General features: G+C 49.9%; 12 protein-coding genes and 1 pseudogene. 6 read left to right on the forward strand and 7 right to left on the reverse strand.

Annotation, left to right across the window (positions count from 1 at the left end):
- Window positions 1–30 precede the first annotated feature (30 nt).
- Window positions 31–753, reverse strand: a complete 723-nt coding sequence (nfsA, locus tag MRY16398_RS19770) for an oxygen-insensitive NADPH nitroreductase (RefSeq protein WP_079498315.1) — start codon at window positions 751–753, stop codon at window positions 31–33.
- A gap of 172 nt (window positions 754–925) precedes the next feature.
- Here nfsA and MRY16398_RS19775 point away from each other — a divergent pair, with 172 nt between their 5' ends.
- A complete protein-coding gene (locus tag MRY16398_RS19775) occupies window positions 926–1189 on the forward strand; it encodes a GrxA family glutaredoxin (RefSeq protein ID WP_039078491.1) in 264 nt (87 codons plus the stop codon).
- Between the two features lie 28 nt (window positions 1190–1217).
- On the opposite strand, the gene MRY16398_RS19780 is transcribed toward MRY16398_RS19775, so the two are convergent.
- Window positions 1218–1586: an inner membrane protein YbjM gene (locus MRY16398_RS19780; RefSeq protein WP_071196063.1), complete on the reverse strand. Its 369-nt coding sequence runs from the start codon at window positions 1584–1586 to the stop codon at window positions 1218–1220.
- A gap of 277 nt (window positions 1587–1863) precedes the next feature.
- On the opposite strand from MRY16398_RS19780, the gene MRY16398_RS19785 reads away from it, so the two are divergent.
- The 3 genes from MRY16398_RS19785 (at window position 1864) to MRY16398_RS19795 (ending at window position 6478) form a co-directional block, all read left to right on the forward strand.
- Complete coding sequence (locus MRY16398_RS19785; RefSeq protein ID WP_039078489.1) at window positions 1864–3549, forward strand: aspartate:alanine antiporter; 1686 nt, start codon at window positions 1864–1866, stop codon at window positions 3547–3549.
- A gap of 1004 nt (window positions 3550–4553) precedes the next feature.
- A complete protein-coding gene (locus MRY16398_RS19790) occupies window positions 4554–5666 on the forward strand; it encodes a GmrSD restriction endonuclease domain-containing protein (RefSeq protein WP_125125055.1) in 1113 nt (370 codons plus the stop codon).
- Window positions 5663–6478 (forward strand): HEPN domain-containing protein, encoded by an 816-nt coding sequence (locus MRY16398_RS19795; RefSeq protein ID WP_125125056.1) that lies wholly within the window; start codon window positions 5663–5665, stop codon window positions 6476–6478. The genes MRY16398_RS19790 and MRY16398_RS19795 overlap by 4 nt, the downstream gene beginning before the upstream one ends.
- Window positions 6479–7370: 892 nt before the next feature.
- Here the strand turns inward: MRY16398_RS19795 and tnpA are convergent.
- The 3 genes and pseudogenes from tnpA to MRY16398_RS19825 all read right to left on the reverse strand — a co-directional run bounded on the left by tnpA (window position 7371) and on the right by MRY16398_RS19825 (window position 8866).
- Window positions 7371–7829: an IS200/IS605 family transposase gene (gene tnpA, locus MRY16398_RS19810; protein ID WP_038918153.1), complete on the reverse strand. Its 459-nt coding sequence runs from the start codon at window positions 7827–7829 to the stop codon at window positions 7371–7373.
- A gap of 181 nt (window positions 7830–8010) precedes the next feature.
- Window positions 8011–8199, reverse strand: a pseudogene (locus MRY16398_RS31310) (hypothetical protein); the annotation flags it as partial.
- Between the two features lie 124 nt (window positions 8200–8323).
- Entirely contained in the window at window positions 8324–8866 is a 543-nt protein-coding gene (locus MRY16398_RS19825) for a TetR/AcrR family transcriptional regulator (RefSeq protein ID WP_039078488.1), read from the reverse strand.
- Between the two features lie 80 nt (window positions 8867–8946).
- On the opposite strand from MRY16398_RS19825, the gene MRY16398_RS19830 reads away from it, so the two are divergent.
- Together MRY16398_RS19830 and MRY16398_RS19835 are read left to right on the forward strand one after the other, a co-directional pair.
- On the forward strand, window positions 8947–10149 hold the full coding sequence (locus tag MRY16398_RS19830; protein ID WP_039078487.1) for an MFS transporter: 1203 nt from the start codon (window positions 8947–8949) through the stop codon (window positions 10147–10149).
- Window positions 10150–10248: 99 nt separating this feature from the next.
- Complete coding sequence (locus tag MRY16398_RS19835) at window positions 10249–10506, forward strand: hypothetical protein (RefSeq protein ID WP_039078486.1); 258 nt, start codon at window positions 10249–10251, stop codon at window positions 10504–10506.
- 36 nt (window positions 10507–10542) lie between these two features.
- Here MRY16398_RS19835 and MRY16398_RS19840 read toward each other — a convergent pair whose 3' ends face one another.
- Both MRY16398_RS19840 and MRY16398_RS19845 read right to left on the reverse strand, forming a co-directional pair.
- Window positions 10543–13611, reverse strand: coding sequence for an efflux RND transporter permease subunit (locus MRY16398_RS19840; protein WP_125125058.1), 3069 nt, complete (start codon window positions 13609–13611; stop codon window positions 10543–10545).
- Window positions 13608–14759, reverse strand: coding sequence for an efflux RND transporter periplasmic adaptor subunit (locus MRY16398_RS19845; protein ID WP_125125059.1), 1152 nt, complete (start codon window positions 14757–14759; stop codon window positions 13608–13610). The genes MRY16398_RS19840 and MRY16398_RS19845 overlap by 4 nt, the downstream gene beginning before the upstream one ends.
- Window positions 14760–14801 lie beyond the last annotated feature (42 nt).

The following is a 14801-nucleotide window of genomic DNA, read 5'->3' on the forward strand; positions in this document are numbered from 1 at the left end:
ACACGCAGCGAGACACAGGATGAACGGGAATTAGCGCACTGCCCACCCTTGTTTATGCAAATAGTCGAGGATGAACGGGCGGTTCTCTTTAATAATGGTGCGCCGGATATGATCGCTCCAGGTATCCTGACGGGTATTGCTGCCTCGCGACGTATAATACGCGGCAATTTGCGCATCATATTGTGCAAGGATGTCCGCATCGACAGGCTGATAGCTGTTTTCATGCACCACCAGCGCAGCGGGTAAACGCGGCTTCACCTGCGGATCGTCGGCAGGCCAGCCAAGACAGAGCCCAAAGAGTGGCAAAACATGCTGAGGCAGATGAAGTAATTCGGTCACCGCCTCAATGCTGTTACGGATCCCACCGATATACACACCGCCAAGTCCGAGTGATTCCGCAGCCGTCATGGCATTTTGCGCCATCATGGCCGTATCGACGACACCGAGAAGCAGTTGTTCCGCCAGCCCCAGTTGCGCCTGCGGGCAAATTTGCAGATGGCGATTAAAATCGGCGCAAAACACCCAAAATTCAGCGGCTTCAGCCACATGTTGTTGACCGCCGGTTAGCGTAACCAGTTGTTGGCGTAACGCCGGGTCGGTCACGCGAATAATTGAACTGCACTGTAAAAAGCTGGAACTGGAGGCGGCCTGGGCACCGGCGATAATCGCTTCACGCTGCGCTGCGGTAATGGGTTCCTGGGTGAAATGGCGGATAGAGCGGTGGGCGCGGAGCAGATCGATAACTGGAGTCATGGTCGTTTTCCCTGGAAACAAAACCCCCATTATAGCGAACACTCAGGCCGGAAATGCTCGCCAAAATGTGTTGAAAGGTTGCGGAAATTAACATAACAGGCACAACCTGTTTTATGCATGGTCGCAAAAGCCGCATTATATCCCTGCTTACCGTCTGGTTTAAGGAGGATTCATGTACACAGTGATATTTGGTCGCGCAGGTTGTCCACAGTGCGCACGCGTAAAAGAGTTGGCTGAAAAAGTCAGCAAAACACAGGATAATTTTGAGTGGCGCTATGTTGATATCCATGCGGACGGTGTTACCCGCGCGGCGCTCGAACAAGCCGCAGGCAAACCCATCGAAACGGTGCCGCAAATTTTTGTCGATCAAAAACACATTGGCAGCTTTACCGAGTTCGATAAGTTCGTTCGTAAACAGTTCGGTAGAATAAAGTAAACAGGCAACAACCGGGGCGACGCTGGCCTTAACGCGTCCCGTTGCCAAAGAAACTGCTGATAAACAGATAACAGAGCGCGCCCAGCGCACACCAGAATACCGCACTAAACAGCCACGCCAGCTCCTGCCACACAGAACGTACCGGGGTAAAAAACAGACGCATGACGACAAAGCAGAGCGGTGCGGCGAGGATCGCGCCAAACAGTGGCAACATCACTTTACGGCGACGTGAAAAAATACTGGCAACAGCGCCCGGTAACGTAAAAAACAGCAACCCCAGTTCAGGATGCCCGGACGCACGAAAGGCACCTTTCATATTCGTCACTTCTAAAAAACAGACGACAATGAAAAGTAAAAAACAACAAATGATGCCTGCAAGTCCGCGTTTATGTTTCAAACAATCCTCCTGACTTTTCTCTATCAAACTCTTCATCCGTTGCAATGAACGAACGGTCAGATAAAGCGTTATGGCACTCCCTGCCGAAAACCCCCCGCGCGAATAGATGATTCTTACTAGCCGTTGCAATTCAATACGATTAAACTAGCGGCCAGTTATTGTGTTGCCGGGAATAAAGACGCACTAGTGCGTTTTTCTAACTCAGATTCTTCGCAAAACAGTAGCCCAAATAACCCATTCTTTCAATAGCTTACAAGTAAACAAGAAGTTAGCCTCCGTGAATATAAACGTCGCAGATTTGTTAAACGGGAATTACATACTGTTATTATTTGTTGTTCTGGCGCTCGGACTCTGTCTGGGGAAATTACGCCTGGGTTCTGTACAACTCGGTAATTCCATTGGCGTTTTAGTGGTTTCCTTATTATTAGGTCAGCAACATTTCAGCATAAACACTGATGCCCTCAATTTAGGTTTTATGCTGTTTATTTTTTGCGTAGGAGTGGAAGCTGGGCCAAACTTTTTTTCTATTTTTTTCCGCGACGGCAAAAATTACCTGATGCTGGCGTTGGTATTAGTCGGCAGCGCATTGTTGATTGCCCTTGGGCTCGGCAAATTGTTCGGCTGGGATATTGGTCTGACAGCGGGGATGCTGGCAGGCGCAATGACGTCCACGCCTGTACTGGTGGGTGCCGGTGATACGCTACGTCATTCGGGTATGGACAGTACCCAGCTTTCACAAGCACTCGATCACTTAAGCCTCGGCTACGCCCTGACCTACCTTATTGGCCTGGTCAGTTTGATTGTCGGCGCTCGCTATATGCCAAAGTTGCAGCATCAGGATCTGCAGACCAGCGCCCAACAGATCGCCCGTGAGCGTGGGCTGGACACCGACACCAACCGGAAGGTCTATCTGCCGGTCATTCGCGCCTATCGCGTCGGCCCGGAGCTGGTGGCCTGGGCGGACGGCAAAAATCTGCGTGAGCTGGGTATTTATCGCCAGACGGGCTGTTATATCGAGCGTATTCGTCGTAACGGTATTCTCGCGAACCCGGACGGCGATGCGGTACTGCAAATGGGCGACGAAATTGCGCTGGTTGGTTATCCGGATGCGCATGCGCGTCTCGACCCCAGTTTCCGTAACGGAAAAGAGGTGTTCGACCGCGACCTGCTCGACATGCGCATTGTCACCGAAGAGGTGGTGGTGAAAAACCACAATGTGGTGGGGCGCCGTCTGGCTCAGATTAAGCTGACCGACCATGGCTGTTTCCTCAACCGCGTTATCCGCAGCCAGATTGAGATGCCGATTGACGACAACATCCTGCTTAATAAAGGGGATGTCTTGCAGGTGAGTGGTGATGCCCGTCGTGTGAAAGCCATCGCTGACCGCATCGGCTTTATCTCTATTCATAGTCAGGTCACGGACCTGCTCGCCTTCTGCGCTTTCTTTATTGTTGGCCTGATGATCGGCATGATCACTTTTCAGTTCAGCACCTTCAGCTTTGGTATTGGCAACGCGGCGGGCCTGCTGTTTGCCGGGATCATGCTCGGCTTTCTGCGCGCCAACCACCCGACTTTTGGCTACATCCCTCAGGGTGCGCTGAATATGGTGAAAGAGTTTGGTCTGATGGTCTTTATGGCAGGTGTCGGCTTAAGCGCCGGTAGCGGCATTGGTAACAGCCTGGGTGAAGTGGGCGGACAGATGCTGATCGCGGGCCTGATTGTCAGCCTGGTGCCTGTAATGATCTGTTTCTTGTTCGGTGCCTGGGTGCTGAAAATGAACCGCGCACTGCTGTTTGGCGCGCTGATGGGGGCACGTACCTGTGCGCCAGCGATGGAGATTATCAGCGATACCGCGCGCAGTAACATTCCGGCACTGGGTTACGCGGGCACCTATGCGATAGCGAACGTACTGCTTACGCTGGCGGGGACGCTGATAATCATTGTCTGGCCGGGCTTAGGATAACTCCTAACTTAAAAAAATAATTAACACCTGGAGAACTTTTTTTCTCAGCATTAGTCATAACTAGTGCCACTGCTTTTCTTTGATGTCCCCAATTTGTGGAGCCCATCAACCCCGCCATTTCGGTTCAAGGTTGATGGGTTTTTTGTTGCCTTAAAAATAAACATCAATAAAACATAAAGTTAGCATGACTTGCTACTATCACTGGCGACAAAATGTCGACAGAGCAAATATTCTTACTTTCAGCCATGCTTCTCATAATCGCTTGGCCGCTGGTTCAAACCCAGCAGGGGCCACCAAATTTTAGCTTTAAAATCATACGATAAAGCCACTTGCATCTAAGTGGCTTTTTTGTTTTCAGAAGTCACTGCCCCCTTTTCGCCCCCCTCCCAAGGAAAAACCGCGATTGGCGTTTTCGAACAATTGAGGATGTAGGAATTTCAGACGAGCTTTTAGCTCCCGCCAGCATCAATAAAACAAGTGGTTACGAGAAAACATAGCCCTTTTTATTGATTATGGCGGCAAAGTGGCGACAGATGGTTGCCAACAAAGGCGAAAAGCGTTACCCATAATCGATTGGCTGTTAATTCAAACCCAACAAAGCTACCCAATTTCATTTCAGCTTTATCATCATGCAATGGATCTACCTCTTCACTGTGGTTTTATAAACCCCGTTCAGCCAGACTATCACAGCTTGTTCAGTTGTTTGCTCTCTTGCATCCGACCTAACGCCGCAGTGGCTACTATTGCTATACAGGTTAACGAAGAGAATTATGTGGCTGCATTTGTTGAAGTTAAATCTCAATTGAGGCTAAACTGGAAAGCCGATTAAGAGACTGCACCTCGCAAGAGCCAGTCATCATAGATCAGACAATTGCCATATTCTGATCTCTTATATGCGATAATGCTATATGGTCAAACCAGTTATAGGAAAGATACTAATTTCAAACCCAAAGCTTGAAGAATGCAGCCCTATTTCTAATAGTTAATAATTAAAAGGATTAAATATGGAAATTTCTAACACCCCTGAAGATGAGCTTTCTACTCAGGAAGCCGTACCTCAACCAGAAGAAGGGATAAAAACAGAAGAAGAAAAAGATGACATTCCTTTTGTAGACTTCGATATTTCAGTATCTCCTGCTGACCCCACATTAGAGCTTCTCGCATCACAGATCGAAAGAGGAGACATAATTATTCCGTTCTATCAAAGAAGATACGTATGGAAAATAGAGCAAGCATCTAGGCTAATTGAGTCTTTCTTGATGGGATTACCTGTACCACAAATATTCCTTTATGTCAATGATGAGGATTTACTTGAAGTAATTGATGGGCAGCAGAGAATAATGTCAGTTAAATATTTCATGGAAGGTTTTTTTGGCGAGGAAGTTAACGGAAAAAGACAACTCTTTAAGCTGAAAGGCTTATCAGAACGTTCGGAATATAATGGGAAGAAGTTCTCAGACCTATCACCGAAAGATCAGAGGAAAATAAGAAATTCAACATTACGTGCAATTCACATTAAACAATTAAAGCCAAGCCAAAGAAATGATAGTGTATTTCATATTTTTGAGCGACTAAACACAGGCGGAACTCAGTTGAAACCTCAGGAGATAAGAAATGCTGTTTACAGAGGTGAAATAGTTACCGCCCTGAGAGAATTAAATAATGATCAAAATTGGAAAAAAATACTAAATATTAAAACAAACGAGAAGAATCAAAAGGATATTGAATTCCTCTTAAGAATTTTATCTCTTTTTGAAAATTGGCAAAATTATGAAAAGCCAATGCTTCGATTCTTAAACGAAAACATGTCCGAAGAAAGGAATTTTGATTCCGAGAGAGCCGTTAAATTCAAAGAGCGATTACCTCACATTTTTAAATCTATCGCTGATAACATAGAAAAACCATTTAGACCCAGAAGTGTTATGAACATAGCTGTAATGGATTCAATAATGGTTGCCTTACTGGAAAATCCGAATTTTTCTGTCGACAAACTTAAACAAAATTATGAAGCCCTTTTGAATGATCAACTGTTCATAAATAATACGTCAATATCTACAGCAGACGTAGTAGTACTTCATGAAAGATTCCGCTTGGCAAGGGAGTATTTTGGAAGATGAAAGCAAGCTGCATAAAAGATGATTTATCAAAAATCGATAAGCTTTATGCCGATCTGGATCGGTTAGCACCTTTGGGGAAAAAAGAAACAAGGGAGATTCGAAGCGAGTTCGCTGGTTTATTGGTTGTATCATTAGCAGCCATATACGAGAACTGCGTTAAAAAAGTATTAATCGGTTATGCAGATCTTTTTCATGAAAAATTTTCCAGACAGATAGAAAATAAATATAGCTACTTAAACAGCAAGATAAAAAGAACGTCCCTTGTTGAATACCTTGTTCATTTTGATGGAAGCTCGAATCACTTTGATAAAAAAATAAAATACTATGACATAAAAATGCGTAGTGATATTGTAAAAAACTATGAGCAATTAATCACATCTAGGCATAGTTACGCGCATGCGAATAAAGTAATAACTTCTCTTGAAGCGGCTTATAAAAACCATAGGATTGGTAAATATGTTTTGTACGCCTTTGAGGAGGCTCTTATTGGAAATGTTTTGGAGGAAAATAAAAAGCTTGTAATATCAACTTATGATCAATCTAACAAAATACATGCCACATCTGAAACAAATTTTCAAGCGTCTAAGTCTCTGCTAGCTGTGGGAAAACTAACAGAAAAGACAATACAGGACTGTGAACACCATTTAAAATCATCAAGTTATAGCATGGAGAAGCTAAATGAAATACTATTGCAATTAAAAGATGCCACATGCACTGAGTCTATAAAATTAGTAAGATCGGCACAAGAAGAACTGGAAAATATAATTTTATCCGCACAAAGCATATCTGCTTTAAAAAAAAATAAAATCTGACAAGAAAGTATTATTCCAAAGGTTGTCCATTGGATGACCTTTGGCGAACTGAATACTGATCAGGCAGGTTTATCATAACATTCCAATCATTATTCACAGCATCCTTCTACGCACAAGGTCATTTTCCTTTTCTCATAGACAATGCTACTTCATGCCAATGCGTATTTTGTTACATATATGACCAACCTCTCTCCCCATCTCTGGTCAGAAAGATAAAAACTGCGCCATTGATGGAAACCCTCCTCACTTTCGTTGCCCCCCCGCAAGAATAACTACTGCATATAAAACCAGTATAACAGAGCGCAGATTTTTCAGTAGCACCAGAATTGTAAACCAGCCGGTAACACACGCCGTTGCTGTCCTTTTGCGTTTTCCGCGACGAGCCCGTACTCATTCCAGTAGATCCAAAGGGGTGGAGTAATATTAAAAAACTTTGTTTAACATACTTATGAAATTACAAGGAGATCCTTTTACAACCCTGAAAACTGGAAAACACTGAAATTCTTTTCAATGTTTTCAGTTTGCGAACTCCCGCAAGCCGCCAGCAATGACGCGGTCTGGCGATACGGTTTGAAGAAAAATAAAACTGAAAAAATTACCTGATCCAAAAACCGCAGGCGGGTGCGGTGTAGCACCGTTTTTCTCTGCGGCGTCTTTATTTTGTTGGGGTATGGCTGCGCCAGCCTGCCGGGGTGCGTTTGATCGTTTCGGGGGATTACTCACTGGATGTTCTGCCTGGAGAGGTGCTCACAGCGCATTGTGGTGCGTCTGGCGAAGGGGCATAATAAATATCCTCCGGCATAGCCGGAGGTTTTTCAGATGCGCCTGTAAGGCTCTGTTACCAGCCGCGCCCTAACAGGCGCATACGATCTGACATTTGCATCAAACTTCCTTACTTACGGCCCGTAAACGGGCTGCCCGGATAAGGGATCGACAACTGCTCACCCATTTTATCCTCCTCAAGCTGGTGCTTTATGTATTCCTGTATCTTCGCTGTGTTCTTCCCTACCGTATCCACGTAGTATCCCCGACACCAGAACTCCCTGTTCCTGTATTTGAATTTCAGATCTCCGAACTGCTCATAAAGCATCAGACTGCTTTTCCCTTTCAGATATCCCATAAAGCCGGATACGCTCATTTTGGGCGGGATTTCCACAAGCATATGGATATGATCTGCACAGCATTCAGCTTCCAGGATCCGTACGTTTTTCCACTCACACAGCTTTCTTAAAATGCTGCCTATCGCCAGACGTTTCTCTCCGTAGAACGCCTGTCTTCGGTATTTCGGCGCAAAAACTATGTGATATTTACAGTTCCAGCGGGTGTGCGCTAAGCTCTTTTCGTCCCCCATCGGGACCCCCTTTTGATTTCTTGTTGAACTTTTGCAGTTGCCAGACCGCAAGCTGTTTTAACAAATCAAAAGGGGTTTTAATAACTGGCTTAAAGCTGAAAGCTTTCCGGAACCCCCAGCCTAGCTGGGGGTTTTCTATAGACAAAAAAGCCCGCACACTGGCGGGCTAAGATGATTTCATTCAGGCAATGATAGCGGCGTATTTTCCCTTGGTTGTTCCTGCTTTTGTCGCCGTCTGCGTAAACGCGCCAGACTGCACAGGCGCGCCCGTTCCGGGGTGTGTATGGCTGGCACACTGACTGGCCAACTCCGCCAGCAGGTCGATAGTGTCCAGTAGCATGGTCAGGGCATTGGTCTTTTCGGTGCCGACAGGACAGTTTGAAGTTCTGCAATGATTGCTACTTCCAGTTTTTGTGGGTAGTTTTTGTGGGTAATGGACAAAACCTCTATCGCGCTTGCGCGCGGACAGCTTGTCCACGTTCTGTGCCATACTCTCACTCACCCGCAATCCTGCCCACCATCGCGCGAATATCTGCACGGCTCAGCGGTTCCCGGTCCACCACAAAATGCAGCGTCATCCCTTCGATAAAGGCATCCAGCGCACGGGCGGTTACCGGATCGAACCATCGCTCCAGCGTGGTCTGACTGGTGCGCATCCAGTTTTGCATTACGCTTTTCAGCATCGGTTTTTTGCTCATCAGGGCATAAAGCTGATACATCAACTCCATATTGTGCGGTGTCGTCACCTGAGCACTGAAAATCAGCTCAGTAACGGCATCACAGGCGGTTGCGGCGCTATCAACCTGAGTAAAAAAGGCCGCATATTGCGCGGACATTTGCTGCGTAAAGCGGGTAAAAGCTTCATCCAGCAGCGCATCAATGCCGGTAAAATAGTAGGTCATAGAACCGAGCGGCACATCGGCACAACTGGCAATTTTTCGGTGGGTGACGGCATGAATACCGTGCTGCGCAATGGTCTCCAGCGTGGCATCCAGGATGCGTTCACGCCGCTGCGGGTCGTTCGGTCGTCGGCTCATAAATCCTCGCAATCAGATGTGTACAAATGTACACATGCTTGCTAGTGTTGTCCTCTCTTTTCCTTGCAGGATGCGACGTAATGCCAGTCACCTCACATCGTAATGCGCTAAAACACCGGCTCTGGGCGCTTTTTACCTTCTTCTTCATCCCGGGACTGTTGATGGCGTCGTGGGCGACCCGTACCCCAGCCATCCGCGACATCTTATCTGTCTCAACGGCGGAGATGGGTGCCGTGCTGTTTGGCCTCTCCGTGGGCTCCATGAGTGGCATCCTCTCATCCGGCTGGCTGGTGAAACGCTTTGGTACGCGCAAAGTCATTCGTGCCAGTATGGCTGCCGCCATCGCCGGCATGCTGGTGTTAAGTCTCGCCCTGTGGCTGGCTTCCCCGTTGCTGTTTGCCGTTGGACTGGCGTTTTTTGGCGGCAGTATGGGGGCAGGCGAAGTGGCGATAAATATTGAAGGCGCGGTGGTCGAGCGCGAAATGAACAAAACCGTTCTGCCGATGATGCACGGCTTCTACAGCCTCGGCACGCTGGCTGGCGCAGGGGTTGGTATGACCCTGACCGCATTGGGTACGCCGGCAACCTTGCACATTCTGCTGGCGGCCGTGGTCGCCATTACGCCTATCGTGTTGGCTATTTCTGCCATCCCCGAAGGGACGGGAAAAGACACGCCGGAAGATAAAGCACGTAACAAAGCGGGCCTGCCCTTTTATCGCGATATTCAACTGCTGCTGATTGGGGTGGTGGTGCTGGCAATGGCCTTTGCCGAAGGTTCTGCCAATGACTGGCTGCCGCTACTGATGGTCGACGGACACGGGTTTAACCCCACCTCCGGCTCGTTGATCTATGCCGGTTTTACCCTCGGCATGACGGTCGGGCGCTTTACCGGCGGCTGGTTTATCGACCGCTACAGCCGCGTCGCCGTGGTTCGCGCCAGCGCAATGATGGGGGCATTGGGTATTGGGCTGATTATTTTTGTCGATAATGCATGGATTGCCGGAATGTCGGTGATCTTCTGGGGACTGGGAGCATCGCTGGGCTTCCCGCTGACCATTTCTGCCGCCAGCGATACCGGCCCCGATGCGCCAACCCGCGTCAGCGTAGTCGCCACTACGGGTTATCTGGCGTTTCTGGTGGGGCCGCCGCTGCTTGGTTTCTTAGGGGAACACTACGGATTGCGCAGCGCGATGCTGGTAGTCTTAGGCCTCGTACTGGTTGCCGCACTGGTTGCTAAAGCGGTAGCAAAGCCGGAGCGCGACATGCAATCCGCAACCGAGTAATGCGCACACGCGGCAACACATTGCCGGGATCGATTACGCATACTTCGCCCCACTGCGTGGCTGGCGCTCTGCCAGCCACCGTCAATTATCGAGGCGAAAATGAAAATTCAACTGTTAACGGCACTGCTGTTTAGTACGCTCTCCATCGGCGCTCTGGCGCAAAACGTGACGGTCAATGTCCCGGACGGTTACAAAATCGAGTTAGTCCCCATCAACACCCCGACAGCGCAAACAACCTATGTTGCGCCGCAGGTCGTTGCCCCTGCGCCTGTGGTCCGCGTTGCACCTCGTGCCCGCCATCTGGCAAGCGTCGGTGAAGGGATGATCATCGAACATCAGATTGACGATCATCACTAACCCTTCAACAGAAATAACGCGCGCGCATTTTCTTATTTATTTCTGTTTAGTTGTCCTCTCTTCTCTGGCTAGCAGCAGGCTCAATGAAGCAGGTAATACCGTCAGTGTTACCAGCGTGGCCACAAGAAGCCCCCCGATAATGGCATAGGCCATCGGCCCCCAAAAAACCTGATGTGATATGGGGATCATCCCCAGTATTGCCGCGCAGGCCGTTAAAACAATGGGACGTGAACGATGTTCCGCTGCCGCAACGATAGCGTCGCGCGAAGCCATCCCCTGCGCCAGGTTACTGTCCACTTCGCTTATCAGGATGACCGCATTGCGAATAATCATCCCTGCCAGCGCGATCACGCCCAGCAATGCCACAAACCCCATCGGCGTACCTGTCGGCAGCATGGCTAATACGATGCCAGGCAAGCCAAAAGGCGCCATAAAGAGTGCCAGCAACATGCGGGAGAAACGCTGCAACTGAATCATTAACAGAACCAGCATGGCGATGAGCGTCACAGGTAACACCGCGAAAACGGAGCTATTTCCCTTCTCCGATTCCGCGACCGTGCCCCCTTCTTCGATGTGATATCCCGCGGGCAGTTGCGCGCGTAATGTATCGATATCCGCACGCAGAGCAGACGACACGGTCTGTGCATTAAGGCCCGGCGCCAGGTCTGTTTGCACGGTAATGAAAGGCAGCCGTTGGCGACGCCAGATAACCGGATCGTCAACGCCCCATACGGGCGTGGCGACTTCGCTAAGGGGAATTTTCTTTCCCGCCGAGGTTGTCAGCACCAGTGACGATAACGTGCTGATATCCAGACGCTCCTTATCGTTTGCACGTAGCACCACATCCACGAGGCGATCATTATCCCGCACGGTGGTGACGGTCCGACCAGACCAGACCGTATTAAGCGTTTGAGCAATATCCTCTGAGGAGACGCCTGCCGCCCGTGCAGCAGTCTGGTTAACATTAAAGGTGATCACTCTTTCCGGTTCGCCCGCGGTCAGGTTAACTTCGCGAGTGAAAGGCGATGCTCCCGTTTTAGCGGCAACACGGTTGGCGATTAAGCGCACCTGGGCATAGTCAGGCCCGCTCACGCGATATTTTATCGGCCAGCCTACTGGCGGCCCTAATTCGAGGGGGGATACCCGCGTCGTCAGCTCGCCAAACTGGCTGGCTAACAGAGCCGCGAGTTGCCGTTGTAAACGGTCTCTTGCCGCTAAATCCTTGGCGACGATAACGAGTTGCGCAGTGTTTTCATTATCCAGCAAGACTTCCATCGGCAAATAAAAACGTACGGCGCCCGATCCGACATAGGTCGTGTAGTGATCAATATTTTCATTACCGCTTATCGCTTTTTCGAGACGCTCGGCCTGCCGTTCTGTTTCGGGTTGTGACGTATTCGCCGGGAGCGAGAGACTGACCAGCAGTTCGGGCCGATCCGATGCCGGGAAAAATTCCCCTTGCATGTAGGTCGCCCCAACGCCTGACAAAATAAGCGCCATCAGGGCAATTCCGATTGTCCTCAACCGATAACGCAACACGCGATCCAGTAACGCACGATAGGCCTGAGAAAGCCTGCCTGCGCTCCCGCCATGATGCTTAACATGCGCAGGAAGTAACCAGGTACCGGTCAGTGGCGAGAACAGGATGGCGACGACCCAGGAGCAAAGTAGCGCAATCAGGACAACGGCAAACAGTGAGAAGCAATATTCTCCGGCACTCGACGCCGCAAAGCCGACAGGAATAAACCCCGCTATCATCACCAGGGTGCCCGTCAACATGGGAAAAGCCGTGGTTTTGAACGCATAAGTGGCGGCGTTTTTACGCGAGTCGCCCGCCTCAAGCCGCGCCACCATAGCTTCAACTGTTATCATCGCATCATCGACCAGAAGCCCGAGCGCAATAATGAGCGCGCCCAGAGAGATGCGCTGCAAGCCAATATTGGCTAGCATCATGCCGACAAATGTCATTGCCAGTACCAGAGGTATTGCCGCAGCAACGACCAGCCCGGCGCGCATACCGAGCGAGATAAATGAAACAGCCAGAACGATCAGAACGGCTTCGATAAGCACGCGGACAAAGCTGCTGACTGCATCGCTCACGACCACAGACTGATCGGCAACTTTTACCATTTCAATACCATGCGGTAACTGGTTTTTGACCTCCTCCATTCTGGCGTTAAGCGTCTTACCGAAAAGCAACATGTTGCCGGTTGAGGCCATCGAAATCGCAAGCCCTATCGCAGGCTGTCCGTTTACCCGAAAAACAGGGGTGGCGGGCTCGGCAATTTGACGCGTGACGGTCGCAATATCCGTCAGGGGAATGTAGCGATCATTGATATGCAGTGTGACACCGCGAAGACTCTCTTCTGAGGTCAACGCACCGCTCACACGCAAGGCAACGTTATCGTTTCCGGTACGAATCGTTCCGGAGGGTTCAACGGCATTCTGGGCCTTTAATGCCTCGCTCACCTGCTGAACATCTAATCCCATACCGGCAAGTTGTCGGGGGGAAAAGGCGATAACCATCTGCTCCTGCTGTTCACCCAGAAGCGTAATCTTCCCGATATCTTTCACCGACATCAGATTACGCCGGACAGCTTCTACGCGATCGCGTAACTCCCGCGAAGTGAAACCGTCTGCAGTGAAAGCATAAATAGTGCCGAACGTATCATCAAATTCATCATTCACAGCAGGCCCTTGCGCCCCCTCGGGTAACGAGGTTGCGATATCCTGCATTTTTTTACGCACCTGATACCAGATCCCCTGAACGTTCTGCGGTGGCGTGTCGTCTCGCAAGTTCACATAAATCACGCTACTGCCTGCCCGGGTTTCACTTTCTATATAATCAAGCCAGGGTGTCTCCTGCAGTTTTTTCTCCAGCACATCGGTCACCAGCCGGGTCGTATCCTCAATGTTGGCGCCGGGCCACTGCGCAGAGACCACCGCCGTTTTTATGGTAAATGCCGGATCTTCATTACGCGGGAGCTTTTGATAACAGAGGATCCCCGCCACAAGAATCAGCATCATAAACATGCTTACCAGTTGCTGATGTTCAAGCGCCCAGGCGGAAAGGTTGAAGCGTTGCTTTTTATCGGGAGCGTTCATGACTGGCGCTCCCCCGGAATAATTTTTTCGCCATCGCGTAACTTAGTCACCCCTGCGGTAATGACTTTATCGCCGGGATGCAGGCCGGATGAAACGAACGCGGAAGCAGCCGAGTAGCCTGATAAAGTGACCTCACGTAACTGCGCCTCTCCGTTATTACCAATAACAAAGATGGCGGGTTTATCGCCCGTGCGACTCAGCGCGGAGGCTGGGATCCTATAACCAGGCAATGTTGACGACGGTATTTCAATGGTCGCGCTTGCCCCTAACGCCATGGCGGGCTGGTCGTTAAGAGCGACTCTGACTTGCCAGGTTCGGGTTTGTGGGTCGGCCTGCGGGCTGATATCACGCAGTATGCCGGTGGTCTTTACGTCTGGATTCGACAGCAACGCGACCTGAAATACCCGCTCTTTTGCATCGGGTGCGGAAAGTTGCTGCGGGTCAGCAATATCAAATACCACATCGCGTGCCTCACTGGTCGCAAGGGTAAAGACCGTTTGTCCTGCACTGACGACCTGCCCTGCAGAAACACTGACGCGGGTAATCACGCCATCTGCAGGCGCAGTCAGTTTTGTCCAGGCAAGGTTATCCTGCGCATTGCGCAACGCGGCCATACTACTTTTAAGGCGTGAGGCCGCCGATTGCCAGTCAGCGCGCGCCGTATCAAGCTGAGTACGGGCGATAGCGCCGGAGGGCAACAATTTTTGCATGCGATTCAAATTCAGCAACGCGACTTGTTCGGCTGCTTTGGCGCTCTCCACATCGGCGCTGGCGCTGGCAAGCTCATTTGTGCCGGTCTGGTTTTCTAATGTGGCCAGCACTTGTCCCGCATGCACATGATCGCCGATATCAACGAGACGGCTCACCATGCGGCCACTCAGTCGGAAAGCGAGCAGGGTTTCATCGTGGGCACGTATTTCTCCGGTTCGCACATCGACCGGCAAAGAGGATAACGTCTGGATAACCACGTAGCGAACGGGCCGCGGCGGCGCAGCCTTGTGCGTATCCTTCTCGCCACAGCCGGTCAGTAAAAAAATGAACACCAGCGGGGCGATGAACGGCAAAAAAGAAAGAATAGAAAACTGACGCGCGGCATTAAAAAGATGATGCACACTTTGACGAAATAACACGGTGAGTTCTTCTGACATAACGCCACTCCTGATCGGTAATGGCGTCATTACATCTTTATG

The organism is Phytobacter sp. MRY16-398, assembly GCF_003925915.1.
Taxonomy (GTDB): domain Bacteria; phylum Pseudomonadota; class Gammaproteobacteria; order Enterobacterales; family Enterobacteriaceae; genus Phytobacter; species Phytobacter diazotrophicus.